Origin of the sequence: Neisseria sp. KEM232 (assembly GCF_002237445.1) — a bacterium.
Classification (GTDB): domain Bacteria; phylum Pseudomonadota; class Gammaproteobacteria; order Burkholderiales; family Neisseriaceae; genus Neisseria.
In genome coordinates this window covers 261,522-285,468 of the sequence record NZ_CP022527.1, presented here as the reverse complement: position 1 = coordinate 285,468, position 23,947 = coordinate 261,522, and the positions used below count along the sequence as shown (strand labels likewise).

General features: G+C 60.2%; 25 protein-coding genes. 12 read left to right on the top strand and 13 right to left on the bottom strand.

Annotated features, from left to right (window positions below; translation table 11 throughout):
- The 6 genes from CGZ77_RS01345 to CGZ77_RS01320 all read left to right on the top strand — a co-directional run bounded on the left by CGZ77_RS01345 (position 1) and on the right by CGZ77_RS01320 (position 5,924).
- Positions 1-492 carry an META domain-containing protein gene (locus CGZ77_RS01345; RefSeq protein WP_009426373.1) on the top strand — a complete coding sequence of 164 codons (492 nt, stop codon included), beginning with the start codon at positions 1-3 and terminating at the stop codon, positions 490-492.
- A gap of 477 nt (positions 493-969) precedes the next feature.
- Positions 970-1,287, top strand: a complete 318-nt coding sequence (locus CGZ77_RS01340) for a DUF4288 domain-containing protein (protein WP_009426375.1) — start codon at positions 970-972, stop codon at positions 1,285-1,287.
- A gap of 280 nt (positions 1,288-1,567) precedes the next feature.
- Positions 1,568-2,383, top strand: a complete 816-nt coding sequence (gene prmC, locus CGZ77_RS01335) for a peptide chain release factor N(5)-glutamine methyltransferase (protein ID WP_094030845.1) — start codon at positions 1,568-1,570, stop codon at positions 2,381-2,383.
- A 628-nt stretch (positions 2,384-3,011) separates the two neighbouring features.
- Complete coding sequence (locus CGZ77_RS01330) at positions 3,012-3,419, top strand: DUF5071 domain-containing protein (RefSeq protein WP_009426380.1); 408 nt, start codon at positions 3,012-3,014, stop codon at positions 3,417-3,419.
- 232 nt (positions 3,420-3,651) lie between these two features.
- Entirely contained in the window at positions 3,652-5,100 is a 1,449-nt protein-coding gene (locus tag CGZ77_RS01325) for an oligopeptide:H+ symporter (protein WP_009426381.1), read from the top strand.
- An 86-nt stretch (positions 5,101-5,186) separates the two neighbouring features.
- Positions 5,187-5,924, top strand: a complete 738-nt coding sequence (locus CGZ77_RS01320) for an rRNA pseudouridine synthase (protein ID WP_051040436.1) — start codon at positions 5,187-5,189, stop codon at positions 5,922-5,924.
- A 79-nt stretch (positions 5,925-6,003) separates the two neighbouring features.
- Here the strand turns inward: CGZ77_RS01320 and CGZ77_RS01315 are convergent, their stop codons facing one another.
- The gene (locus tag CGZ77_RS01315; RefSeq protein WP_051040438.1) at positions 6,004-6,300 is read right to left on the bottom strand and encodes a hypothetical protein; all 297 of its coding nucleotides are present in this window, start codon (positions 6,298-6,300) and stop codon (positions 6,004-6,006) included.
- Positions 6,301-6,397: 97 nt separating this feature from the next.
- Positions 6,398-7,327, bottom strand: a complete 930-nt coding sequence (ribF, locus tag CGZ77_RS01310) for a bifunctional riboflavin kinase/FAD synthetase (RefSeq protein WP_036496199.1) — start codon at positions 7,325-7,327, stop codon at positions 6,398-6,400.
- A gap of 187 nt (positions 7,328-7,514) precedes the next feature.
- On the opposite strand from ribF, the gene CGZ77_RS01305 reads away from it, so the two are divergent.
- The gene (locus tag CGZ77_RS01305; protein WP_009426387.1) at positions 7,515-8,261 is read left to right on the top strand and encodes an amino acid ABC transporter permease; all 747 of its coding nucleotides are present in this window, start codon (positions 7,515-7,517) and stop codon (positions 8,259-8,261) included.
- A 128-nt stretch (positions 8,262-8,389) separates the two neighbouring features.
- Here CGZ77_RS01305 and CGZ77_RS01300 read toward each other — a convergent pair whose 3' ends face one another.
- From CGZ77_RS01300 to CGZ77_RS01280, 5 genes are all read right to left on the bottom strand, one after another.
- Positions 8,390-9,430 (bottom strand): zinc-dependent alcohol dehydrogenase family protein, encoded by a 1,041-nt coding sequence (locus tag CGZ77_RS01300; protein WP_009426388.1) that lies wholly within the window; start codon positions 9,428-9,430, stop codon positions 8,390-8,392.
- A gap of 167 nt (positions 9,431-9,597) precedes the next feature.
- The gene (ispH, locus tag CGZ77_RS01295; protein WP_009426389.1) at positions 9,598-10,542 is read right to left on the bottom strand and encodes a 4-hydroxy-3-methylbut-2-enyl diphosphate reductase; all 945 of its coding nucleotides are present in this window, start codon (positions 10,540-10,542) and stop codon (positions 9,598-9,600) included.
- Positions 10,539-11,042 (bottom strand): signal peptidase II, encoded by a 504-nt coding sequence (lspA, locus tag CGZ77_RS01290; RefSeq protein ID WP_036496215.1) that lies wholly within the window; start codon positions 11,040-11,042, stop codon positions 10,539-10,541. The genes ispH and lspA overlap by 4 nt, the downstream gene beginning before the upstream one ends.
- Positions 11,043-11,191: 149 nt before the next feature.
- On the bottom strand, positions 11,192-12,895 hold the full coding sequence (recJ, locus tag CGZ77_RS01285) for a single-stranded-DNA-specific exonuclease RecJ (protein ID WP_094030843.1): 1,704 nt from the start codon (positions 12,893-12,895) through the stop codon (positions 11,192-11,194).
- Between the two features lie 56 nt (positions 12,896-12,951).
- Positions 12,952-13,287: a hypothetical protein gene (locus tag CGZ77_RS01280; RefSeq protein ID WP_009426392.1), complete on the bottom strand. Its 336-nt coding sequence runs from the start codon at positions 13,285-13,287 to the stop codon at positions 12,952-12,954.
- A gap of 195 nt (positions 13,288-13,482) precedes the next feature.
- Here CGZ77_RS01280 and CGZ77_RS01275 point away from each other — a divergent pair, with 195 nt between their 5' ends.
- On the top strand, positions 13,483-13,821 hold the full coding sequence (locus tag CGZ77_RS01275; RefSeq protein ID WP_036496202.1) for a hypothetical protein: 339 nt from the start codon (positions 13,483-13,485) through the stop codon (positions 13,819-13,821).
- 240 nt (positions 13,822-14,061) lie between these two features.
- Positions 14,062-14,598 carry a gamma carbonic anhydrase family protein gene (locus tag CGZ77_RS01270; protein WP_036496204.1) on the top strand — a complete coding sequence of 179 codons (537 nt, stop codon included), beginning with the start codon at positions 14,062-14,064 and terminating at the stop codon, positions 14,596-14,598.
- A gap of 77 nt (positions 14,599-14,675) precedes the next feature.
- Here the strand turns inward: CGZ77_RS01270 and CGZ77_RS01265 are convergent, their stop codons facing one another.
- The 6 genes from CGZ77_RS01265 to minC form a co-directional block, all read right to left on the bottom strand.
- Positions 14,676-15,056 carry a hypothetical protein gene (locus CGZ77_RS01265; RefSeq protein ID WP_009426395.1) on the bottom strand — a complete coding sequence of 127 codons (381 nt, stop codon included), beginning with the start codon at positions 15,054-15,056 and terminating at the stop codon, positions 14,676-14,678.
- 82 nt (positions 15,057-15,138) lie between these two features.
- Positions 15,139-15,525, bottom strand: a complete 387-nt coding sequence (rsfS, locus tag CGZ77_RS01260; RefSeq protein WP_009426396.1) for a ribosome silencing factor — start codon at positions 15,523-15,525, stop codon at positions 15,139-15,141.
- A 68-nt stretch (positions 15,526-15,593) separates the two neighbouring features.
- Positions 15,594-16,514, bottom strand: a complete 921-nt coding sequence (locus tag CGZ77_RS01255) for a LysR substrate-binding domain-containing protein (protein WP_009426397.1) — start codon at positions 16,512-16,514, stop codon at positions 15,594-15,596.
- A 3-nt stretch (positions 16,515-16,517) separates the two neighbouring features.
- Entirely contained in the window at positions 16,518-16,781 is a 264-nt protein-coding gene (gene minE, locus CGZ77_RS01250) for a cell division topological specificity factor MinE (protein ID WP_009426398.1), read from the bottom strand.
- A gap of 1 nt (position 16,782) precedes the next feature.
- A complete protein-coding gene (gene minD / locus CGZ77_RS01245) occupies positions 16,783-17,595 on the bottom strand; it encodes a septum site-determining protein MinD (RefSeq protein WP_009426399.1) in 813 nt (270 codons plus the stop codon).
- Positions 17,596-17,643: 48 nt separating this feature from the next.
- Positions 17,644-18,360, bottom strand: a complete 717-nt coding sequence (minC, locus tag CGZ77_RS01240; protein ID WP_009426400.1) for a septum site-determining protein MinC — start codon at positions 18,358-18,360, stop codon at positions 17,644-17,646.
- Between the two features lie 168 nt (positions 18,361-18,528).
- Here minC and CGZ77_RS01235 point away from each other — a divergent pair, with 168 nt between their 5' ends.
- The 3 genes from CGZ77_RS01235 to dnaE all read left to right on the top strand — a co-directional run bounded on the left by CGZ77_RS01235 (position 18,529) and on the right by dnaE (position 23,767).
- Positions 18,529-19,182 carry a cell division ATP-binding protein FtsE gene (locus tag CGZ77_RS01235; protein ID WP_009426401.1) on the top strand — a complete coding sequence of 218 codons (654 nt, stop codon included), beginning with the start codon at positions 18,529-18,531 and terminating at the stop codon, positions 19,180-19,182.
- Positions 19,179-20,087 carry a permease-like cell division protein FtsX gene (ftsX, locus tag CGZ77_RS01230; protein WP_009426402.1) on the top strand — a complete coding sequence of 303 codons (909 nt, stop codon included), beginning with the start codon at positions 19,179-19,181 and terminating at the stop codon, positions 20,085-20,087. The genes CGZ77_RS01235 and ftsX overlap by 4 nt, the downstream gene beginning before the upstream one ends.
- A 248-nt stretch (positions 20,088-20,335) precedes the next feature.
- The gene (gene dnaE, locus CGZ77_RS01225) at positions 20,336-23,767 is read left to right on the top strand and encodes a DNA polymerase III subunit alpha (protein ID WP_009426403.1); all 3,432 of its coding nucleotides are present in this window, start codon (positions 20,336-20,338) and stop codon (positions 23,765-23,767) included.
- The last annotated feature ends 180 nt before the right edge of the window (positions 23,768-23,947 follow it).

Below are 23,947 nucleotides of genomic sequence, written 5' to 3'. Positions count from 1 at the left end.
ATGAAAGCAGTAATTTGTCTGGCCACCGCCCTGCTTTTGGCAGGCTGCGTCGCACATCCCGCCGACAGCAGCGCATTGGCCGGAAAATGGAAAGTGGAAAAAGTCGATGGCACACCGTTCGGCGGACAAGCCGAGTTATTGTTTGACAACGAACGCAACGTGCTCTCCAGTTATGCGGGCTGCAACCGCATGAACACCCGCTACACATCGGCAGGCGCAGGCCGTCTGAATTTCGGCTATACCGCTTCCACACGCATGGCCTGCGGCGAAGAGCAGGCCGAAGCCGAAAGCCGCATCAGCCGCACTTTTACCCAAATCGAAACCTTCCGCATCGGCCGCCGCAACCTGCTGCTTGAAGACGGCCGAGGTGCAGTGCTGTTACAGGCGGTCAGAGCCGGCAGCGCGGATGCCGAAGCCGCAGAGAAGCCGTCTGAAAATAACCGCAGCCACTCCGCCCAGGCAGACAAAAGCAGCATCCATATCAGGCATTAAAACGCCAATGCGTTTTAACTCCGTTGAAGTTTCGCTTTCAGAAACGGCATCCCCGCGTAGGCGGGGACGGTCTTATCCAATGGACATAGAGCCCCATATTTTGCGCTGCGTTGACTGTTTTGGCTGTGCCGTTCCGAGGGAAAAGCCGTTGCAAAATCGCAGGCCGTCGTGTCATAAAGCGTATTTGAAATGATGCATCGGCATAATTTGGGTGCAAAACGCGGCAGATGCGAAGGTCTGACAACCCGTTGCTAAGCGTATGTCTGGTCTGCTCGCCGTTGTTTTGTCCTGCACCAATCGGCAGCCATATCTGAAAACATAAGTGCTATGGCAAAACAGGCCAAGCGGCGAAAGGGTCTCCTGCGATTATCGCGTTATCCCTGATGCTGCTCATTCGACGGGTAAACCGATTCACGAAACCGCCCGCCCTACCGCTGTGGTAACGGATCTAAATGACGTCCCGCACAGAGGAACATAATGGAAAAATATTTCTGCGTCGGCCTTCTGTACTGCTCCATCCGTAACGGCATGCCGGCAGACGACGATTGGTTTGAAGAATCGCTCGTCCTTATCCGCGCCCTTGATAGCGAAACCGCCAAACAAGCCGCCGCCGCGTATGCCGCAGAGCGGGAAACCGCCTACCGTTCGATGTCGGACGACTCCGTGCGTTGGCATTGGTTGGGGATAACGGGAGTGTTTGATGTCTGCGATTCCGTATCCACGCCTGAAGGCCGCGCCGAAGTTTTTTCGCGCATGCTGAAACGGCACGAAATTCCTGCTGTCGTTATGCCGTAACGACCCGGCGCAATCACGAATAGGCCGCTGAACGCAAAGCTTCAATGAAGTTAAAACCCCGCAATACGGTTTTGCCCACCCAGAAGCAGCGTACATATTCCCGTGCATTACAAATTTCCGCATATGATGCTCAGCTTGTCGAAACGCGTGTACGGCTGCGTCATATACCTCACCTTACCCGCCGCATTTGCGTTATCTGCGTTTTGTTCTGCGATACCGCCTTTCAGAAACGCCATTCCCGCACGGTTTTGGCGGGAACGGCCTCACCACGGCAAACCCCATGACTCTCGAAGACTACCTGCGCCAAACCGCACTGCCGAAAAACGAAGCCCGCCTGCTTGCCCAGGCCGCCACGGGCTACACTCGCGCCCAACTCCTCACCTGCGACCGTGAGCCCCTGCCGCCCGACACCGCCGCCGCCCTCGCCGCCCTCGAACAACGCCGTCTGAACGGCGAACCCGTCGCCTACATTTTGGGCGAGCGCGAATTCTACGGCCGCCCCTTCGCCGTCTCCCCCGCCACCCTTATCCCCCGCCCCGAAACCGAACACCTTGTCGAAGCCGCCCTCACGCACCTGCCACCCGACGGCCGCGCATGGGACATCGGCACCGGCAGCGGCATCATCGCCGTTACCCTCGCCTGCGAACGCCCCGACGCACACATCACCGCCACCGACATCAGCCCCGCCGCCCTCGCCGTCGCCGAGCAAAACGCCGCCGCCCACCGCGCCCGCATCCGCTTCGCCTGCGGCTCGTGGTTCGACGCATTGCCCGCCGACCTGCAAACCTCCTTCCACCTTATCGTTTCCAACCCGCCCTACATTGAAAAAAACGACCCCCACCTGCAACAGGGCGACCTGCGCTTCGAGCCGCCAACCGCCCTCACCGACTTTTCAGACGGCCTCTCCTGCATCCGCATCCTCGCGCAGGGCGCGCCCGCGAGACTGGCCGACGGCGGGCGGCTGATGGTCGAACACGGTTACGATCAGGGCGCGGCCGCCCGCGAAATCTTCGCCGCTGCCGACCTGAACAATATCGAAACCCTGCCCGACCTCGCCGGACATGAGCGCGTCACCATGGGGCAAAAGGCCGTCTGAAAAGCCGCCGCCCGCCGCACCCCGAACACCCGCAGGCAAAGGCCGTCTGAAAAGGTTTCAGACGGCCTGATCAACCGTTCGGAATCTCCGCCACAGCCGTCGGCGGCATATCCCTACCGCGCGGCCGTGCTGCAAACCTCCGCCATTTCCTGCCTTATGTGCCGTGCGGCACGACCAATCCGTAGCGGCGGACGCCTGCGCGGCACTTCCGAACAGGTTCTGACACAACAAGCCGCCGTAAAACCGGAATCTGTTCGGTGACAAGCACGCTTTGCACGGCAAACGCCGCCGTTTGGCAATCGGACGGGCTCGGATGCCCGTGCAGCCTTGACGCCGTTTGCCGAAATGCCTTCTGAAACGTTCAGACGGCCTGACAGACTGTTCGGCATCTCCGGCGCGGCTGCCTTATAAAACTGGGTAGAGTCTCGCCGTTGCTCGCGTTCCACAACTTTGCGTGCAGCGAACCGTATCGGTTTGCGCCCGCGCAGAGATTCCGAACAGGCTTGGGCAACAGCAAAACGCCCGAGGTGTTTGCTCCGTTATGCCCGCTTGCCGCAAGGCCGTCTGAAAGCTGCCCAAACGGGTTTCAGACGGCCTCCGTCTGTTCCACCGCAAGGAAAATCCGACCATGACCGACCCCGCCTCCCTCCTGCCGCAAGACAAATTCGACCTGGCCGCCGCCGAACGGATTGCCGCCGCGTCTGCCGCCGCCCTTATCCCGCTGCTGCCGCAGCTGCTCGAATGGCTGCAAGACCCGGACTGGCCGCTGACCGCGCCGCTGGCTGCCGCCCTGCGGCCGCACCAATCGCTGTTAGACGAAGCCGCGGCGGCTGTTCTGCGCGGAGACGACGGGGCTTGGAAGCTGAGCCTTCTGCTTTATCTGGCCGACCGCCATACCGCAGGCGCAAGCCTGCGCGAAATCCGCCGCATCGCCGCCCGACCGACGGCGGCCGAGCGCGAATGGGGCGCGGACAAAGCCGCCGCGGGCGCGTTGCGCCGCATTGAGGCCGTTCCCGCCAAAACTGTGCGGGAATGACGTTTCTGAAAAGGACGTGATGCGGTTCCCCTGCCGCATTGAGGCCGTCTGAAAGCTTGCCGCCGTGTGTTACGGCTTGGTTTTCAGACGGCCTTTGCCCTTTGCCGAAGGCTTGGCGGTATTTGCGCCGCGCTGCTTTTTCTTTGCGTTTTTTGACAAAACCGCGCCATTGGGTTAAAACAGCGCCTTCCGCCGGATTTCGGGCGGGCATTATGACAACGGAGGAGAAACCATGCCGCAAACCGGTACGCAGAAAACTTTTTTCGGACACCCCGTCCAATTGTCGACGCTGTTCCACATCGAATTGTGGGAGCGTTTTTCGTTTTACGGCCTGCAAGGCATTCTGATGCTTTATCTGTATTACGAAACGTCGCGCGGCGGGCTGGGGGTGGACAAGTCGCTGGCGGGCAGCATCGTCGGCGCATACGGCGGCAGCGTCTATCTGGCGACGGTGTTCGGCGGCTGGATGGCCGACCGTTTGTGGGGCGCGGAAAAGACGCTGTTTGTGTCGGGCGTGGTGGTGATGTTCGGCCATCTGACGCTGGCGCTTGTGCCGGGGCTGGCGGGGCTGCTGTGCGGGCTGGTGCTGATTGCGCTGGGCAGCGGCGGGGTGAAGGCGTCGGCCAATTCGATGGTCGGCTCGCTGTATGAGGATGAAAAACTGCGGCCACTGCGCGACGCGGGTTTTTCGATTTTCTATATTTCCATCAATATCGGCGGCTTTTTCGGACCGCTGGTGACGGGCGTGCTGCAAACCAAAGCGGGTTTCCACTACGGCTTCGGCGCGGCGGCGGTGGGCATGGCATTCGGGCTGTGGCGCTACTGGCTCGGCCGCAAAAACCTGCCGCACACGCCCGCGCCCTATCCGTTGCCGCAGGGGCAGGGCAGGGTGGCGGCGGCCGTGGCGGCGGGCATTGCCGCCGCGCTGGCGGCGCTGGTGTATTCGGGCTGGCTGACGCTGGAAAATTTCCCCGAGCGGCTGCTCGCCTGCGTGGTGGCCGTGGTGGCCGCGTATTTTGTCCGCCTGCTGGCCAGTCCGCACACGGGGGCGGAAAACAAGCGCCACATCATTGCCTATATTCCGCTGTTTCTCGCGATTTGCCTGTTTTGGGCGGTGTGGTTTCAGGTGTATACGGTGGCGACGGTGTATTTTGACGAAACGGTCGACCGCACTATCGGCGGGTTTACCGTGCCGGTGTCGTGGAAGGATTCGATGCAGAGCATGTGGGTGGTGCTGTTTTCCGGCCTGATGGCGGCGATGTGGACGAAAATGGGCGCGCGCCAGCCGAAAACGCCGCTGAAATTCGCCCTGTCGCTGCTGATTACCGGCGCGGCCTATCTCTCTTTCGTGCCCTTCGTGTCTTCGGGCACGCCGATGCCGATGGTGCTGTTTGCGCTGGTGTTGCTGGCGATTACCGTGGGCGAATTGCTGCTCTCGCCGATTTCCCTGTCTTTCGCCACCAAAATCGCGCCGCCGATGTTCAAAACGCAGATGGTGGCGCTGAACTTCCTCGCCCTTTCCATCGGTTTTACGCTGGGCGGACTGCTGTTTGACAAATTCCACCACGAAGGCGCGGACACCGGTTTCTATTGGCTGCTGTTTGCCATCGGCGCGGTGTCGGGCGGCGTGCTGCTGCTGCTTGCGCCGCTGCTCAACCGCCTGCTCAAAGGCGCGGACTGAGCCGCCTCCGTTTTGCCTTTTCAGACGGCCTGACGCAGCGTTGAGGCCGTCTGAAAACGTTTCCACCGATTATCCTGAGGAAAATGATGAGTACAGGAGAACCCGTCCGCCTGTCCAAACGCATGGCCGAACTCGGCCTGTGTTCACGGCGCGAAGCCGACGGCTACATCGAACGCGGCTGGGTGAAAGTGAACGGTGCGGCGGCGGTGCTGGGACAGAAAGTCACCGCCGCCGACCGCATCGATCTCGCCAAAGAGGCGCACGAAGCGCAGGCGCAGCGCGTCACCATCCTGCTCAACAAGCCCGTGGGCTATGTCAGCGGCCAGCCCGAAAAAGGCTACCGCGCCGCCGCCGAGCTGATTACGCCGGAAAACCACTGGGAGGGCGACACCTGCCGCATCGCTTTCAATCCCGCCCACCTGCGCGGCCTCGCCCCCGCCGGCCGCCTCGACATCGATTCCGTCGGCCTGCTGGTGCTCACGCAGGACGGCCGCACCGCCAAAAGCCTGATCGGCGACAACAGCGGCACGGAAAAAGAATACCTCGTGCGCGTGAAAGGCCGTCTGAACGAACAAGGCCTCGCCCTGCTCAACCACGGCCTCGGCCTCGACGGCGAAAGGCTGCGTCCGGCCAAAGTGGAATGGCAAAACGAAGACCAGCTGCGCTTCGTGTTGAAGCAGGGCAAAAAGCGCCAGATCCGCCGCATGTGCGAACTCGTCGGCCTGCGCGTTGTCGGCCTCAAACGCATCCGCATCGGCCGCGTCAAACTCGGTGCACTGCCGCCGGGCAAATGGCGCTATCTGCATCCGGGCGAGCGTTTTTAAAACCGCCGCACCGCCTGCGCGTGCAAACCAAGAGGCCGTCTGAAAGTTTCAGACGGCCTCTTGGTGACGGGTTTGCCAATCAGGGCTGTTGCATCGCGCCTGCCGCTCCCGCCGCGCTGAGCACGAATACGATCAGCAGGATATAGAGAACGAAGGCAATGGCAACAAAAATCAGCCAGGCTTTGCAGAAATTGGCTTTGTTCGGATTTGTGGTGCTGCTGAAGCCCCACACTAGCGCCATAATCAGGTTGACGATGGGAATGGCCAGCACGATGCTGGTTACGATCCATTCGCCGATGCCGATAACGGGCGCCTGCTGTTGGTAGCCGTATTGCTGCTGCTGTTGGTTCAACAAGGGATTGGAAGGTTGGTTCACGGTTAACGCTCCTTTAAAGTCAGGGTCATACAGTTTGCAAAAATTAACGCGATTATACCCGGATGCGTTATTTCGTGCCATTTGCCGGCGGCATTTTTCAGACGGCCTGCCGGTTTTTCGCGGCGGCTATGTCGGCGGCAATCTGGCGGCGCAGCGCTTCGATGTCGGAAAACTTTTCTTCGTCGCGCAGCTTGTGCAGGAAGCGGACAAACAGGCGTTCGCCGTATAGGTTTCCCTGAAAATCAAACAGATGCACTTCCAGCTTCTGCCCGCCGCTGCCGCCGCTGACGGTGGGGTTGTAGCCGAAGCTCGCCACGCCGCGCAGCCTGCCGAACGCGCCTGCGGCTTCGACGACGAACACGCCCGACAGGGCGTAGCGGTGCGGCGGCAGATGGATGTTGGCGGTGGGGCTGCCCAGCGTGCGGCCGAGTTTGCGCCCGTGTTTGACGCGGCCGCTGAGCACATAGCCGTGGCCGAGTATGGCTTCCGCTTCTTTCAGACGGCCTTCCTGCAAGGCCAGGCGCACGGCGGTGCTGCTGGCGCGGCCGCCCGCAACCAGTATGCTCGGCGTGCGCTCGGTGGCGAAATCCGCCTGCGCCTGCAACAGGGAGAAATCCCCCGACCTGCCGCGGCCGAAACGGAAATCGTCGCCCACCAGCAGATAGCGCGTGTCAAGTTCGCGCCGCAGCACGGTGTCGATAAAGCCTTCGGCGGGCATTTGCGAGAAAGCGCGGTTGAAGCGCAGCACGCGCACGGCATCGACGCAGCCGCTCTCGCGCAGCAGGCGCAGCTTGTCGCGCAGCGGCGTGAGGCGCGGCGGCGGTTCTTTGCCTGCAAGGCGGGCGAAAAACTCGGCGGGCTGCGGCTCGAACAGCACAACGGTGCTGCGCAGGCCGCGCGCGGCGGCTTCGGTTTTCAGCCTTTGCAGGATGTGCAGATGGCCGAGGTGGACGCCGTCGAAATTGCCGATGGTGACGGCGGAAGGAGCGGGTTCAGACGGCAGGCGGCCGCCCGGAAAAATGTTCATGTGGTGCAAGGCGGGTGGAAAAAAGCGGCCATTGTAAACGGATTCGCACAGCGTTTACAGTCTGCCCCGCTTGCCCCGCCGCGGGTAAAAAACGCAATTAAATCTTTCGGATTGTGTTTTTTCTTGTAAAATGCGCGGTTTTTCGCGGCGGGTAAATCCGCCCGCCCTTTCACTTTCGGACCGTTTTATGAGTTTCCGTTTCGACATCATTTATGAATACCGCGAAATGTTCCTGACCGGAGCATTGACCACTTTGGGGCTGACCTTCGTCGCCACCCTCGGCGGTTCGCTGCTCGGCCTGTTCGGCGCGCTGGCGCGGATTATCCGTTTTGAAAAAGGCGGCGCGCCGCTCAAAGCGCTGGCCTGGCTGCTGCGCAATCTGTCGGCGCTTTATGTGACGGTGTTCCGCGGCACGCCGCTGTTTGTGCAGATTTTCATCTGGTATTTCGTCTGGCTGGCGGCGCTCATCCATCCCAACGGCGGCTGGCTGGTAGACGGTCAGGCCGCCGTCGAGCTGCGCCGCAGCTACGGTGCGGTGATTGCCGGCGTGCTGGCGCTGACGGCCAACTCGGGCGCCTACATCACCGAGATTTTCCGCGCGGGCATCCAGTCCATCGACAAAGGCCAGATGGAAGCCGCCCGCTCGCTGGGCATGACCTACCCGCAGGCAATGCGCTTCGTTATCCTGCCGCAGGCCGTGCGCCGCATGCTGCCGCCGCTTGCCAACGAATTCATCACGCTGCTCAAAGACAGCTCGCTGCTGTCGGCCATCGCTGTGGCCGAACTGGCCTATGTCCAACGCACCATCTCCGGCCGCTACTCGATTTACGAAGAGCCGCTCTACACCATCGCGCTGATTTATCTGGCGATGACTTTGTGTCTGAGCTGGCTGTTCTCGTGGCTGGAAAAACGCTACAGCCTGCAACGGCACTGAGGCTTTGCACATTCGGAGGCCGTCTGAAAACATCCGCAGGGTGTTTCAGACGGCCTCTTGCATGGTGAAACGGATGGCTTCGGCAACAAAAAAGGGCGGAATTTCCGCCCTTGTGTTTTACCCGCTTGTCAGCCGTTGATAAGCACCACTTTCATCGCCTGATTCTCCGAAGCGTGTTTGAACACATCGTAGGCTTTTTCCAACTCGGAGAGCTTGAAGCGGTGGGTCAGCATTTTGGTGTAGTCCACCGAGCTGGTGGCTACTGCTTTGAGCAGCATTTCGGTGGTGTTGCTGTTTACCAGGCCGGTGGTGATGGCCAGGTTTTTGATCCACAGTTTTTCCAGTTTGAAATCGACGGGCTTGCCGTGTACGCCGACCACGGCGATGTGGCCGCCCGCTTTGGCAACGTCCTGACACATATCCCAGGTGGCGGGAATGCCGACGGCTTCGATGGCGCAGTCCACGCCGTCTGCGCCGACAATTTCGAACACCTGTTTTGCCACGTCGCCCGAAGCGGGGTTGACGGTGTGGGTCGCGCCCAGTTCTTTGGCCAGTTTCAGGCGGTTTTCGTCCATATCGCAGACGATGATGGTGGCGGGGCTGTAGAGCTGGGCGGTGAGAAGCGCGGACATGCCGACGGGGCCGGCGCCGGCAATAAATACGGTGTCGCCCGGTTTTACGTCGCCGCTCTGCACGCCGATTTCGTGGGCGGTGGGCAGGATGTCGGACAAGAGCAGGGCGATTTCGTCGTTGACGTTTGCCGGCAGCAGAATCAGGCTGTTGTCGGCATAGGGCGTGCGCACATATTCGGCCTGCGTGCCGTCGATCATATAGCCGAGTATCCAGCCGCCGTTGCGGCAGTGGGAATAGAGCTGGGTTTTGCAGTAGTCGCAGGTGCAGCATTTGCTGACGCAGGAAATGATGACTTTGTCGCCGACTTTGATGTTTTTCACCGCCGAACCGACTTCTTCGACGATGCCCACGCCTTCATGCCCTAAGATGCGGCCGTCGGCCACTTCGGGGTTTTTGCCTTTCCAAATCCCCAAGTCGGTGCCGCAAATCGTGGTTTTGACGATTTTCACCACCGCATCGGTGGGGTCGATGATCTGCGGTTTGGGTTTGTCTTCCAAACGGATGTCGTTGGCGCCGTGGTAAACCATTGCTTTCATAATGCTTCCTTTCAGAACGGAGGGTGGACAAAACGAAAACATCATTTATTCGGTTTATAGGCCGATTGATAATATCTGTCAAATTATTTAATCCTTTGTTACTATATAACAAAGGCCGTCTGAAAAGATTTTCAGACGGCCTTTTGTTCATATTCCGTTGCCCGCGTTTATTTCTTTTCGCCGCGCAATTCTTTGGGCAGCACGAACACGATGCTTTCTTCCGCCCCCTCGCCCTCGCGCAGGGTATCGTGTCCCCAGGCTTTGAGCGTTGCCAGCACTTCCTGCACCAGCACTTCGGGTGCGGACGCACCTGCGGTAACGCCGACCTGTTTTTTGCCCTCGAACCACTCGCGGCGCAGATAGGAGGCGTTGTCCACCATATACGCATCCACGCCGCGCTGGGCGGCCACTTCGCGCAGGCGGTTGCTGTTCGACGAATTGGGCGAGCCGACGACAATCACGATGTCGCATTCCGCCGCCAGCTGCTTCACCGCTTCCTGACGGTTGGTGGTGGCGTAGCAGATGTCGTCCTTCGGCGGGCTTTTGATATTGGGGAAACGCGCTTTGAGGGCGGCGATGATGTCCTTCGTTTCGTCCACCGACAGCGTGGTCTGGCTGACGTGCGACAGGCGGTCGGGGTCGGCCACTTCGAGTTTTGCCACGTCTTCCACCGTCTGCACCAGCAGCATCGCGCCTTCGGGCAGCTGCCCCATCGTGCCTTCCACTTCGGGATGCCCCGCATGGCCGATCATAATAATCTGATAGCCCTGCGTATCCAGCCGCGACACTTCCTTGTGCACCTTCGTCACCAGCGGGCAGGTAGCGTCGAACACACGGAAACCCCGCGCCGCCGCTTCGTCCTGCACCGCTTTGGACACGCCGTGCGCCGAATAAATCAGCGTCGCCCCTTCGGGCACGTCGGCCAAGTCTTCGATAAACACCGCGCCTTTTTCGCGCAGATTGTCCACCACGAATTTGTTGTGCACGACTTCGTGGCGCACATAAATCGGCGCGCCGAACTCTTCCAGCGCGCGCTCGACGATGCTGATCGCCCGATCCACGCCCGCACAGAAGCCGCGCGGATTGGCCAGCATAATGGTTTTGCCGCTCATGCCGCATCCTTTTCAGACGGCCTGCCGTGTTTTTTCTGCTTAAAGCCGTCGATTACCATCAGCACCGCGCCGACACAGATAAAGCTGTCGGCCACATTGAAGGCGGGATAAGACCACGTTTCGCCGTAAAACAAGAGAAAATCCACCACCTTGCCGTGGACGAAACGGTCGATCACATTACCCAGCGCGCCGCCGACCACCATTGCCGCGCCCCAGCTGCCCCAAGCGCCGAATTCGCCTTTTTTCACCGCGCGCACCAGCCACGCGCACACCACGGCCGCCAGCGCGACGAAAAAATATTTCTGCCAGCCGCCCGCTGCCGCGAGAAAGCTGAACGCCGAGCCGGTGTTGTACACCAGCGTCAGGTCGAAAAAATGCGGGATAACGGGCAGGCGTTCGTAGTCGGCGAAACGCGCCAGCACCGCGTATTTTGTGATTTGGTCGAGCACGATGGCCGCCGCAGAGAGCAGCCAGTAGCGCAGAGTGGATTGTGTTGCCATAGTTCCGATTCCGCGGCCGCCCGTTTTCAGACGGCCTGTTGTAAACAAGGGCGGCATTTTACCCGATATGCGCGGCGCGGTTTCCGTTTTGTGGGCGGCGGCCGTTTGGCACGGGCATCAGGCCGTCTGAACGTTTCAGACGGCCTTTTTCACGCCGCTTCCCAATAGTCGATATAAAGCTGCAATTCGAGATTGTTGCGCCATTCGTTGGCGACGGGGCGGTAGACGGTGCGCACGTATTCGGGGATGTCTTCGCTGCAACGCCAGAACATGGCTTCAAATTCCCGGCCGTCTTTTTGCAGCCAGGCTTTTTTGTGTTTGCCCTCCGCGCCTAGGTTTTGCTGGCGCACGACGCGGAAGCAGTCGGTGAAGCTGGGCGGGGCGAAGCCTTGTCCCCACACTTGGCGGGCGAGTTTTTGCGCCTGCTCGAGCGTGATGTCGCGGGTGCTCAGGCTGCCGTCGGTGATGAAGGTTTGCGACAAATCTTCTTCGCGCACCATCTCGCGCACAGCCTCTTCAAAGGCCGTCTGAAAGGCGGGAATGTTGCGCTCGAGTATGCTCAAACCGGCCGCCATGGCGTGGCCGCCGAATTTCAAAATCAGATCGGGGTGGCGTTTGGACACCAAATCGAGCGCGTCGCGCAGGTGCAGGTTGGGGATGGAGCGGCCGGAGCCGCGCACTTCGCCGTTGTCGGCGGGGGCGAATACGACGGTGGGGCGGTAAAAGCGGTCTTTCAGACGGCTGGCGACGATGCCGACCACGCCCTGATGGAAGTCGTCGCGGTAGGCAACGAGGGTGGTTTGTCCTGCGGGCAGGCTGTCGGGAAAGGCGTTGAGTGCGTCTTGCAGCATGGATTGTTCGATTTCGCGCCGCTCGATGTTCAAATCGTTAAGCTGCACGGCGAGGGTTTGCGCTTCATCGTCGCTTTGCGCGAGCAGGCAGGCGATGCCCAGCGACATATCGTCGAGCCGTCCGGCAGCGTTGATGCGCGGCCCGAGTGCGAAGCCCATGTCGAAGGGCTGGGCTTTTTTCCAATCGCGCCGCGCCACGTCAAATAAGGCGCGGATGCCGGGGCGCATTTTGCCCGAGCGCATCCGTTTCAAGCCTTGTGAAACGAGAATGCGGTTGTTGTGATCGAGCGGGACGACATCGGCCACCGTACCGAGTGCCACCAAATCGAGCAAATCGGCCAGATTCGGCTCTTTGAGGCCGTCTGAAAAATATCCGCGCCGCCGCAATTCGGCGCGCAAGGCCATCAGCACATAAAAAATTACGCCCACGCCCGCCAGACTTTTGCTGGCAAAGCCGCAGCCGCGCTGGTTGGGGTTCACAATAATGCAGTTTGGCACTTCGTCGGCAGGCAGGTGGTGGTCGGTAACGATAACGTCTATCCCCAAAACCTGCGCCCGTGCCACGCCTGCGATGCTGGCGATGCCGTTGTCCACCGTTACCAACAGGTTTACGCCCTGCGCGGCAGCGATGTCGGCCAATTCGGGCGTGAGGCCGTAGCCGTGTTCGAAGCGGTTGGGCACGAGAAAATCCACCGCCGCGCCCATCGCGCCCAAGCCCGCCATGCCGACGGAGCAGGCGGTGGCGCCGTCGGCATCGTAGTCGGCGACAATCAGGATTTTTTCTTTGCGCCCGATGGCATCGGCCAGACGCGCGGCGGCGGTTTCGCAATGGGTGAGCGTTTGGTAGGGCAACAGCGCGGCGAGTTTGTCGTCAAGCTCGGCAGGCGACACCACGCCGCGCGAGGCGCACAGGCGGGCGGTAAGCGGGTCGGCACCCGATTGGATAAGGGTTTGGCAGATGTCTTGGTCGACTGAACGGGTTTGGATGTGTACGGCGGACATGTGGGGCTTTGGTATTTGTATTGAATGCAAAGGGCTTTGAGGCCGTCTGAAAAGCGTTATTCGGGCAAGGCAAACGGAACGTTCATGTCTTTCAATCGTTTGCGGGCAACCGCCAATTGCTCTTCGGTAAACAGTGTTTTCCATGGGTCTGACAAAACCAGATATTCCATGCTGATTTTCAGGGCATCGTAACCGCCATGAAGAAACAGTTGGGTAAAGCCTGACGATGGATTGGAAGTAGCGAGCAGTCTGTCCGCCGCTTCTTTGCCGCCGTAATTCAGAACCATCCGTTTAAACTCTGTGGGACGGTACGGCTTGGGCAAATCCCACGCTTTGTCGTAAATCGCCAGCATGGAGGCGTGAAACCTTTGTTCCGAGTTTGATTGTGTCATTTTATCTGCGCCTGTTTCGTGAGTGAAAAAACGCGCGATTATAGGCTTTCAGACGGCCTCCTGCCACGGCAAGGCCGCTATACTGTAACCGTTACACTATAATAATTCGTTATAAAACATTATCTTAAACTTGCATTGCCGACAAATGGGGCTATAATGCCGCACCTTCTTAACACAAACCGAAAAGGAAACGCCATGAGCAACTGTCAAACCCACGAAAACCACAACCACGTCCACGGCGCGGGCTGCGGCCATACCGCCATCCGCCACAACGGCCACGTCGACTACCTGCACGACGGACACCTGCACCACGAGCACAACGGCCACTACGACGAGCACGTCCTCGAAGTGAACGACACCAACGCCGACGGCTGCCACCCCGTCCACACCTGCGGCAGCCACGTCCACGGCGCAGGCTGCGGCCACGAAGCCGTGCCGCACGGCGACCATATCGACTACATCGTCAACGGCCGCCTGCACCACCAGCACGGCGACCACTGCGACGACCACGGGCCGGTGGAAATCGTCGGCTGATCCGGTTTGCTGACAAGAGGCCGTCTGAAACCTGTTTTTGCGGTTTCAGACGGCCTCTTTAATGATTGCGCGTAGGGCGTGTCGTCCAGCAACGCACGCGGTTTGCCGACGACGGCGCACGCTGTCGGCAAACGGCAGAAACCGGTTGCCGCATCAAAGGCAGAAAGGCCGTCTGAAATCTTTTCAGACGGCCTTTTGCTACAATGGCCGCCCGTAGCCCTTTTAAACAGGAAACCGAAAATGGACAATATCCGCCCCTTCCGCAACCACCTGCCGCAGCTTGCCGCCGACGTTTACATCGACCCCGCCGCCGTGGTGGTCGGCCGCGTGGAGCTGGGCGACGGCGTGTCGGTGTGGCCGTTTGCCGTGTTGCGCGGCGACGTGAACTTTATCCGCGTCGGCGCGCGCAGCAATATTCAGGACGGCAGCGTGCTGCACGTTTCCGGCGCGTCTGCTGCCAAACCCGACGGCTCGCCGCTGGTGTTGGGCGAAGATGTCACCGTCGGCCACCGCGCCGTGCTGCACGGCTGCACTATCGGCAGCCGCGTGCTGATCGGCATGGGCGCAATCGTGCTGGACGACGCGGTGATCGAAGACGAAGTGATACTCGGCGCGGGCAGCCTCGTGCCGCCGCGCAAACGCCTCGAAAGCGGTTTCCTCTATACCGGTTCGCCCGCCAAAGCCGCGCGGCCGCTCACCGATGCGGAACGGACGTTTTTGCAGCGCTCGGCGCAAACCTATCTGGAAACGGCGCGGGCGTATCGGGAAGGCGTGTAACAAGCGTCATAACAGTTGAGGCCGTCTGAAAACGGGGTTTCAGACGGCCTCAGTGTGTGCGGAGCGGCATTCGGGCGTCAGTTTTCCGCCGCGCATTTTTGCAGGGCTTGGGCGTAGGATTCTTTGTTGCGCCGCAATTTGTCTGCTGTGCCGATGTTTTTGTCTGCCGTTTGGTCGAAGGATTTCATCTCTCTGAATTTTTGGGCGAGGTGGCCGGAATCGCGCAGGCGGTGGTAGAGTTCTTGTCCCGCGCCGGGGAATTTCTGTGTGACGGCGTTTTCGGCGCGGCTCATGGCCTGTTGTTCGGTTTGGCCGTTGATGGCGGCATCGTTGATGATGTAGAACAGCTCGGCGCCGAGGCGGCAGGCGCGGCGGTTGGCGTTTTCTTCCGCGCCTGCGGCGGGCAGGGCGGCCAATGTGAGTGCGGCCAGGGCGGTTGTCAGGACGGTTGTTTTCATTTTGGGATGCTTTCTTTGGCTTTGAGGCCGTCTGAAACCTTTTGTGGGTTTCAGACGGCCTCTGCGTTTGGCGGCAGGCGGGTCAGTCTGCGGTGTGCCAGGGTTTGGCGGCGCCGTTGTGGAATTCGGGTTTTTCGCCGCCCCACAGGGTGTCGATGTCGTAGAAATCGCGGACGGCCGGCTGCATGACGTGGACGACGAGGTCGCCCGCGTCAACGAGCGACCATTCGCCGCTTTCGCCTTCGCTGCCGAGGATTTCGAAGCCGGCTTCTTTCAGGCGCACGGCAACGTTGTTGGCGAGGGCTTTGACTTGGCGGGTGCTGTCGCCGCTGGCGATGATCATTCGGGCGAAGAGGGAGGTTTTGCCTTGGGTTTCGAGGACGGAGATGTCTTTGCCTTTGATGTCGTCGAGGGCTTCGACGGCAACGGCAACCATGCGTTCGAGGTCTTGGAGTTCTTGTTCGGTCATGTGTTTTCCTAAGGGGATGGGGGGAGGAGGCCGTCTGAAAAGGGTTTTCAGACGGCCTTCTGCCTGTGTTATGCGGCGGCGAAGGTGACGCCGGCCAGCTGCGAGCCGATAACGGCGCTGCGGATGGCGGTGAGGGCTTTGGGGCGCACGAAGTTGCGGCGGTAGGCGAGGACGACGCGCCTGCTGGGGGCTTCGCCGGCAAACGGGATGATGCTGAACAGCATGTGGTCGTTTTCGGTGAGGGCGGTGGCGGGCAGGACGCTGATGGCCAGGCCGCTGGCAACCATGTGGCGGATGGTGTTGATGGAGCTGCCTTGCAGGGTGTTGGCCAGGCCGTTGATTTTTTGTTTGGCGGCCAACTCGTTGCAGTTGTCGAGTACGTTGTCGCGCATGCAGTTGCCTTCGGTGAGCAGCAGCACTTGTTCCTGCGCCAGCTCGTACTGGGTGACGGCGTCGAGTTCTTCGAACGGATGGCCTTTGGGAACGATGACGAAGAAGGGTTCGCTGTAAAGCTGCTCGGTGACGATGCCGGCTTCCTGAAACGGTTCGGCAACGACGATGGCGTCGAGTTCGCCGCGTTTGAGGGCTTCGGTGAGCATGTGGGTGTAGTTTTCTTCGAGCATCAGCGGCATGTTGGGCGCGATGTCGCGCAGCGACAGGATGAGCTTGGGCAGCAGGTAGGGGGCGACGGTGAAGATGAGGCCGAGCTTGAAGGTGCCGTCCAATTCGTTCTGCTCTTCGCTGGCCAGGCGGCGGATGACGTCGGCTTCGTCGAGCACGCGGCGGGCTTGGGCGACGATGCGCTCGCCCGCTTCGGTGGTGATGACTTCGTTGCTGCTGCGGTCGAACAGGGATACGGCCAGCTCTTCTTCCAGCTTTTTTATGGCGATGGACAGGGTGGGCTGGCTGACGTGGCAGCGCTGCGCCGCCCTGCCGAAGTGGCGCTCTTGTGCCACGGCAACGATGTAGCGCAATTCGGTCAGGGTCATGGGTTATGCCTTTTTCTGTTGGTCGGGCAGGGTGATGTTCAGTTCGAGCACGTCGAGGCCGTCTTGTTTTTCCTGCGAGATGCGGATGTCGTCGAGCGATACGTTGACGTATTTCGACAGCACTTCCAGCAGCTCTTTTTGCAGGGTGGGCAGATAGTCGGGCGCCTGCGCTTTGACGCGCTCCTGCGCGATGATGATCTGCAGACGGTCGCGGGCAACTTCGGCGGATTTCTGTTTTTTGCCGAACAGCATATCAATCAGCGACATATCAACCTCCGAAGATGCGTTGGAAGAAGCCTTTTTTCTCGGCTTCGAGGAAGCGCATTTCGCGGTTTTCTCCCAAGAGGCGGGCGATGACGTCTTTGTAGGCTTCGGCGGCGACGGCGTCGGGCTGGTGGATGACGGGGGTGCCGGCGTTGGATGCCTGCAAAACGTTTTGCGATTCGGGAATCACGCCCAAAAGCGGGATGCGCAGGATGTCGGTGATGTCCTGCACCGACAGCATTTCGCCTTTTTCCACGCGTTCGGGCGAGTAGCGGGTGACGAGCAGGTGTTCTTTGACGCGGCCGCCCTGTTCGGCTTTGCGCGATTTGCTCTGCAAAATGCCCAGAATGCGGTCGGAGTCGCGCACGCTGGAGACTTCGGGGTTGGTGGTGACGATGGCTTCGTCGGCGAAGTAGAGCGCCATCAGCGCGCCGGTTTCGATGCCGGCGGGGGAGTCGCAGATGACGTATTCGAAGCCCATTTCGCCGGTGAGCGTGTCGAGCACTTTTTCCACGCCTTCGCGGGTGAGGGCGTCTTTGTCGCGGGTTTGCGAGGCGGGCAGGATGAAGAGCTTGTCGCAGTGTTTGTCTTTGATGAGTGCCTGGTTGAGGGTGGCTTCGCCCTGGATGACGTTGATGAGGTCGTAAACGACGCGGCGTTCGCAGCCCATGATGAGGTCGAGGTTGCGCAGGCCGACGTCGAAGTCGATAACGGCGGTTTTGTGGCCGCGCAGGGCGAGACCGGATGCGATGCTGGCGGAGGTGGTGGTTTTGCCCACGCCGCCTTTGCCCGAAGTTACAACAATGATTTTTGCCACGGTGTTTCCTTTTTTGGGTTTCGGAGGTGAAAAATGATACGGCAGCCGCTATGCGTCTATGGCCGCGATGACCAAACGGTCTTCGTGAAGGTATATTTGGACGGGGTGTCTGTCCAAGTGTGCAGGCAGCTTCTGCTCGAAGTTGCGGTAGATGCCGGCGATGGACACCAATTCGGCCTGCATGGAATGGATGAAGATGCGTGCGTCGCGGCGGCCTTTCGCCCCGGCCAGCGCGCGGCCGCGCATCGGGGCATAGATGTGGATGTTGCCGTCGGCAATCAGCTCCGCGCCTTCGCTCACCATGCCGGTGACGATCAGATCGGCGTTTTCGGCGTAAACCTGCTGGCCGGTGCGCACGGGTTCGGCAACGAACACCGTCGGGTGACCGGCCGGTTTGGCAGGGGCGGTTTCGCGAGCGGACGCCTGCGGCGCGGGAGCCGGCGCGTCGGCGGTGTCGGTCGGGGCGTGCCTGCCTGCGGGGCTGAACGCCACACCGTTGACGGCGGCGATTTTCGCCCAGGTTTCGTCGCTGTGGCGCAGCGCGGCCACCGGCAGGCGGCGCGAGCGGAAAACGGCCAACAGCGCGGGGAGGTCCACGGCGGCCGGACGGAAGGCCTGCATATCGAGAATCAGCGGCAGGTTCAGCTCGCGGTATTGCGCGGCGCACTTGTCGAGCGCCGCGCCCACCGCCGCCGCATCCGCGCTGTCCAGATGCACGGCGAGTGCGTCGGTGCGGGCGGATTTGATTTCAAAAGCAGCTTTCATTCTGCATTACCATAAATTTTTTTAATGGTGGCAGTTTACTGTATTTGCCCGCCTGCATCAATTTCTTTACCGGAAGGCCGTCTGAAAACCGCCTTACGCGCTTTCAGACGGCCTTTATCCGTTTCGGCTATAATCCGCGCTTCTTTCCGACAACGGACGCATTGCGACATGATACGTTTCGAACAAGTTTCCAAAACCTACCGCGGCGGCTTTCAGGCTTTGAAAAACGTCAGCTTCAGCATCGGCAAGGGCGAGATGATTTTTGTGGCCGGGCATTCGGGCGCGGGCAAGTCCACCGTGCTCAAACTGATTGCGGGCATCACGCGCCCCAGCGAAGGCCGCGTGTGGATCAACGGGCAGGACACAGGCCGTCTGAACGACGATCAGGCGGGCTTTATGCGCCAGCACATCGGCATCGTTTTCCAAGACCACAAAATCCTGTTCGACCGCAACGTGCTGCAAAACGTGCTGCTGCCGCTGCAAATCGCGGGCTACGGCCGTGCCGAAGCGGAAAAGCGGGCGCGGGTGGCCATTGAAAAAGTGGGATTGGGCGGACGCGAAGCCGCCGATCCGGTCACGCTTTCGGGCGGCGAGCAGCAGCGCCTGTGCATCGCCCGCGCCGTCGTCCACCAACCCGGCCTGCTGATTGCCGACGAACCTTCCGCCAACCTCGACCGCGCCTACGCGCTGGACATTATGGAACTCTTCAAAACCTTCCACGAAGCGGGTACCACCGTCATTGTCGCCGCCCACGACGAAACCCTGATGGCCGACTACGGCCACCGCATTCTGCGCTTACAGGAAGGCAGGTTCGCCGCATGACTTACGCCGCCCTCCATCTCGATGCCGCGAAAAACGCCGCCCGCAGCCTGTTGCGCCAGCCCGTCGCCACCCTGCTCATCCTGCTGATGCTGGCCGTTGCCATGACCCTGCCGCTTGCCCTGTATCTGGGCATAGAGAGCAGCCGCGCCGTGCTGGGCAAAATGAGCGAAACGCCGCAGATTACGCTCTATATGGAAACGTCTGCCGCCGAAGCCGACAGCGCCGCCGTGAAAGAGCTGCTCGCCGCCGATAAGCGCGTCGCCAAAAGCGAGTTTGTCGGCAAGGCGCAGGGTTTGGACGAGTTGAAAAACAGCATGGGCGGGGAAGACATCGTTTCCATACTCGACGACAACCCGCTGCCCGACGTGTTCGTCGTCACACCGAAAACGGGCACGCCCGCCGAGACCGAAGCCCTGCAACAGGAGCTTGCCAAGCTGCCGATGGTCGAGTCTGCGCGGCTGGACACCGAATGGCTGCAAACGCTTTACCGCATCGACAGCCTCGTGCGGCAGATACTCGCCTTTTTGTCCGTCACCCTCAGCGTGGCTTTCGTTTTGGTGGCACACAACACCATCCGCCTGCAAATCCTCGCGCGCAAAGAAGAAATCGAAATCGCCCGCCTGCTCGGCGCACCCGCGTCCTTTATCCGCCGCCCCTTCCTTTATCTGGCCGCCTTGCAGAGCGTGATTGCCTCCGCCGTCAGCCTCGGCCTGTGCGGCTGGCTGATTGCCGCCACCCGCCCGCTGGTGGTGCAGATTTTCCGCCCCTACGGCATCGACATCGTCTGGCGCTTTTTCCGTCCCGCCGAATGGCTGGCCGTGTTCGCCATTGTGATTGCGCTGGGCATCGCGGGCGCCTGGCTCGCCACCCGCCGCCATCTGCTCAGCCTGAAAGAGCAAAGCTGACAGATGCGGAATGCGTCGGAGGCCGTCTGAAAAGTTTCGACTTCGTTGGAACAACATTTTCAGACGGCCTTTTTGCCTTTGCAGCCGATCCGCCAAACACGTTCGGCATAGGTTTGAGGCTGTCTGAAAACAAACGTCTCTCCGTTTTCAGACGGCCTCCTGATTTGCCTGCCCTCAGGCCGTCTGAAACCGTTTCAGACGGCCTGTTATATAATGCGCGCTTTCTTTGTTTCCCCCGCCGAACCGCCATGAACCAGCCCGCCTACATCCCCCTGCGCCTGCACACCGAGTTTTCGATTACCGACGGCATGGTGCGTATCAAAGAAGTGGTTAAAAAGGCGCAGGAATACGGCCTGCCTGCACTGGGCATCAGCGATTTGATGAACGAGTTTGGCTTGGTGAAATTCTACAAAGCCTGCCGCAGCGCGGGCATCAAGCCGATTGGTGCGGCGGACGTGTGGATCGGCAACCCCGAGTCGCCCGACAAGCCTTTCCGCGCGATGCTGATTATCCGCAACGAGGCCGGTTATCTGCGCTTGAGCGAGCTTTTGACGGCGGCCTATGTCGGCAAAGACCGCAATCTGCACCATGCCGAGCTAAATCCCGAATGGCTCTCCGAGGGCGACAACAGCGGCCTGATCTGCCTTTCGGGCGCGCATTTGGGCGAAGTGGGCGCGAACCTGATGAACGGGCATGAAGACGCGGCGCGTGCGGCGGCCTTGAAATACGCGGCTTGGTTTCCGAACGCGTTTTATTTGGAGCTGCAACGCCTGCCCGAACGGCCGGAATGGGAAGCGTCGGTATCGGGCAGCGTGAAGCTGGCGGAGGAATTGGGGCTGCCGGTGGTGGCGACGCATCCGGCGCAGTTTATGAGCGAGGGCGACTTTAACGCGCACGAGGCGCGCGTGTGCATCGCCGGCGGCTGGGTGCTCACCGATAAAAAACGTCCGCGCGAGTTTACGTCCGGCCAGTTTTTCCTTCCGCCCGAAACCATGATCGAGCGTTTCGCCGATTTGCCCGAAGCCTTGGAAAACTCGGTGGAAATCGCCAAACGCTGCAATCTGCACATCACTTTGGGCAAAAACTTCCTGCCGCTGTTTCCCACGCCCGACGGCCTGTCGCTCGACGATTATCTGGTCAAGCTCTCCAACGAAGGTTTGCAGGAGCGCATGGCGCAGCTTTATCCCGACGAGGCCGAACGCGCGGCGAAAATGCCCGAATATCAGGCGCGGCTGGATTTTGAGCTGAACATCATCATTCAGATGAAGTTCCCCGGCTATTTCCTTATCGTACAAGACTTTATCAACTGGGCAAAAACGCACGGCTGCCCCGTAGGGCCGGGTCGCGGCTCGGGCGCGGGTTCGCTGGTGGCCTATTCCTTAAAGATTACCGACCTCGACCCGCTGAAATACGCGCTGCTGTTTGAGCGTTTTTTGAACCCCGAACGCGTGTCCATGCCCGACTTCGACGTGGATTTCTGCCAGTCCAACCGCGGCCGCGTGATCGAATATGTGCGCGACAAATACGGCGCGGAAGCGGTGAGCCAGATTGTTACCTTCGGCACGATGTCGTCCAAGGCGGTAATCCGCGACGTGGGGCGCGTGTTGGAGCTGCCGTTTACCCTGTGCGACAAACTCTCGAAGCTGATTCCGCTGGAAGCCAACAAACCTTTGAGCCTCGACAAGGCGATGGAAGCCGAGCCGCAGATTCAGGAACTTATCGAAGCCGAAGAGGCGGACGAACTCATCACGCTGGCGAAAAAACTCGAAGACCTCACGCGCGGCTTGGGCATGCACGCGGGCGGCGTGCTCATCGCGCCGGGCAAAATTTCCGATTACAGCCCCGTGTATCAGGCCGACGAATCTGCCTCGCCCGTGTCGATGTACGACAAAGGCGACGTGGAAGACGTGGGCTTGGTGAAATTCGACTTCTTGGGCTTACGCAACCTCACCATCATCGAAATGGCGCAGGAAAACATCAAAAACACCACGGGCGACATCGTTGATGTAGGCAAAATCGCGCTCGACGACCAGGCCGCCTATCAGATTTTCCGCGATGCCAACACCACCGCCGTATTCCAGTTTGAATCCACCGGCATGAAAAAAATGCTGAAAACGGCGCACACCACCAAATTTGAAGAACTGATTGCCTTCGTATCGCTCTACCGCCCCGGCCCGATGGACAACATTCCCGATTTCGTCGCCCGCATGAAAGGCGAAAAATTCGAATACATCCATCCGCTGCTGGCTTCGATTCTCGAGCCGACCTACGGCATCATGGTGTATCAGGAACAAGTGATGCAGGCGGCGCAGATTATCGGCGGCTACTCGCTCGGTGGCGCGGATTTGCTGCGCCGCGCGATGGGTAAGAAAAAGCCCGAAGAAATGGTGAAACACCGCGAAATCTTCGCCGAAGGCGCGGCCAAACAGGGCATTTCGCGCGAAAAATCCGACGAAATCTTCAACTACATGGAAAAATTCGCCGGCTACGGTTTCAACAAATCCCACGCCGCCGCCTACGCCCTGATTTCCTATCAGACGGCCTGGCTCAAAGCCCACTACCCGGCCGAGTTTATGGCCGCCACCATGTCGTCCGAATTGGACAACACCGACCAGCTCAAACATTTCTACGACGACTGCCGCGCCAACGGCATCGAGTTCCTGCCGCCCGACATCAACGAATCCGACTACCGCTTCACGCCGTATCCGAACATGAAAATCCGCTACGCACTCGGCGCGATTAAAGGCACGGGCGAAGCCGCCGTCGAATCCATCATCGCCGCGCGACAAGGCGGCGGCAAGTTTACCGGTCTGTTGGACTTCTGCGAGCGTGTCGGCAAAGAACACATGAACCGCCGCACCCTCGAAGCCCTGATACGCGGCGGCGCGTTCGACAGTATCGAACCCAACCGCGCCATGCTCTTGGCAAACATCGACCTTGCCATGAACAACGCCGACCAAAAAGCCGCCAATGCCAATCAGGGCGGGCTGTTTGACATGATGGAAGACGCCATCGAACCGGTGCAGCTTGCCGACGCGCCCGCATGGAGCGAATCGGAGAAACTCGCCGAAGAAAAAACCGTCATCGGCTTCTACCTCTCCGGCCACCCCTTCGGCCCCTACGCCGAAGAAGTGCGCCAAATCGCCCCCACGCGCCTAGGCCGTCTGAAACCGCAAGAGAGCGTACGGCTGTCCGGCTTCGTTACCGCCGTGCGCACCATGATGGGCAAACGCGGCAAAATCGCCTTCGCCACCCTCGAAGACCAAAGCGGCCAAGTCGAAATCCTCATCAGCGGCCAAACGCTGGAAAACTGCGCCGGCCACCTCAAAGCCGACCAAGTGCTGATTATCGAATCCAAAGTCAGCCGCGACGACTACGGCGGCAGCGACGGCCTGCGGATTATGGCCAACCAGGTCATGACCTTGCAGATGGCACGCGAAAAATACGCCAGAAACCTCACCCTCACCGTGCGCCCCGGCAGCGACGCCGCCGCCCTCGCCGCCCTGCTCGGCGAATACCGCCGCGACACAGGCGGCATCCCCCTGCGCGTGCGCTACCGCAACGACGGCGCGCTGGGCGAAATCGACCTGCAAAAACAATGGCAGCTCGAAGCCCGCGCCGAACTGTTCGACCGCCTGCAAAACCTGCTCGGCGAATACGGCGTTACCGTCGGCTGGTAAACCCGCAGCCCTGCCGGTGAGCATCAGGCCGTCTGAAAACGTATAGTGAGCCAAAATAAAAAATCTACGGCGTTGCTGCGCCTTAGCTCGAAGAGGGCGGTTTGCTAAGGCATTAAAAATGCCAAGTAAACCTGCCCCGTACTACCTGTACTGTCTGCGGCTTGCTGCCTTGTATCTTTT

Coding starts and splice junctions, on each gene's coding strand:
- CGZ77_RS01345 (WP_009426373.1), top strand. CDS start 1: ATGAAAGCAGTAATTTGTCTGGCCACCGCCCTGCTTTTGGCAGGCTGC.
- CGZ77_RS01340 (WP_009426375.1), top strand. CDS start 970: ATGGAAAAATATTTCTGCGTCGGCCTTCTGTACTGCTCCATCCGTAAC.
- prmC (WP_094030845.1), top strand. CDS start 1,568: ATGACTCTCGAAGACTACCTGCGCCAAACCGCACTGCCGAAAAACGAA.
- CGZ77_RS01330 (WP_009426380.1), top strand. CDS start 3,012: ATGACCGACCCCGCCTCCCTCCTGCCGCAAGACAAATTCGACCTGGCC.
- CGZ77_RS01325 (WP_009426381.1), top strand. CDS start 3,652: ATGCCGCAAACCGGTACGCAGAAAACTTTTTTCGGACACCCCGTCCAA.
- CGZ77_RS01320 (WP_051040436.1), top strand. CDS start 5,187: ATGAGTACAGGAGAACCCGTCCGCCTGTCCAAACGCATGGCCGAACTC.
- ribF (WP_036496199.1), bottom strand. CDS start 7,327: ATGAACATTTTTCCGGGCGGCCGCCTGCCGTCTGAACCCGCTCCTTCC.
- CGZ77_RS01305 (WP_009426387.1), top strand. CDS start 7,515: ATGAGTTTCCGTTTCGACATCATTTATGAATACCGCGAAATGTTCCTG.
- CGZ77_RS01300 (WP_009426388.1), bottom strand. CDS start 9,430: ATGAAAGCAATGGTTTACCACGGCGCCAACGACATCCGTTTGGAAGAC.
- ispH (WP_009426389.1), bottom strand. CDS start 10,542: ATGAGCGGCAAAACCATTATGCTGGCCAATCCGCGCGGCTTCTGTGCG.
- lspA (WP_036496215.1), bottom strand. CDS start 11,042: ATGGCAACACAATCCACTCTGCGCTACTGGCTGCTCTCTGCGGCGGCC.
- recJ (WP_094030843.1), bottom strand. CDS start 12,895: ATGTCCGCCGTACACATCCAAACCCGTTCAGTCGACCAAGACATCTGC.
- CGZ77_RS01280 (WP_009426392.1), bottom strand. CDS start 13,287: ATGACACAATCAAACTCGGAACAAAGGTTTCACGCCTCCATGCTGGCG.
- CGZ77_RS01275 (WP_036496202.1), top strand. CDS start 13,483: ATGAGCAACTGTCAAACCCACGAAAACCACAACCACGTCCACGGCGCG.
- CGZ77_RS01270 (WP_036496204.1), top strand. CDS start 14,062: ATGGACAATATCCGCCCCTTCCGCAACCACCTGCCGCAGCTTGCCGCC.
- CGZ77_RS01265 (WP_009426395.1), bottom strand. CDS start 15,056: ATGAAAACAACCGTCCTGACAACCGCCCTGGCCGCACTCACATTGGCC.
- rsfS (WP_009426396.1), bottom strand. CDS start 15,525: ATGACCGAACAAGAACTCCAAGACCTCGAACGCATGGTTGCCGTTGCC.
- CGZ77_RS01255 (WP_009426397.1), bottom strand. CDS start 16,514: ATGACCCTGACCGAATTGCGCTACATCGTTGCCGTGGCACAAGAGCGC.
- minE (WP_009426398.1), bottom strand. CDS start 16,781: ATGTCGCTGATTGATATGCTGTTCGGCAAAAAACAGAAATCCGCCGAA.
- minC (WP_009426400.1), bottom strand. CDS start 18,360: ATGAAAGCTGCTTTTGAAATCAAATCCGCCCGCACCGACGCACTCGCC.
- CGZ77_RS01235 (WP_009426401.1), top strand. CDS start 18,529: ATGATACGTTTCGAACAAGTTTCCAAAACCTACCGCGGCGGCTTTCAG.
- ftsX (WP_009426402.1), top strand. CDS start 19,179: ATGACTTACGCCGCCCTCCATCTCGATGCCGCGAAAAACGCCGCCCGC.
- dnaE (WP_009426403.1), top strand. CDS start 20,336: ATGAACCAGCCCGCCTACATCCCCCTGCGCCTGCACACCGAGTTTTCG.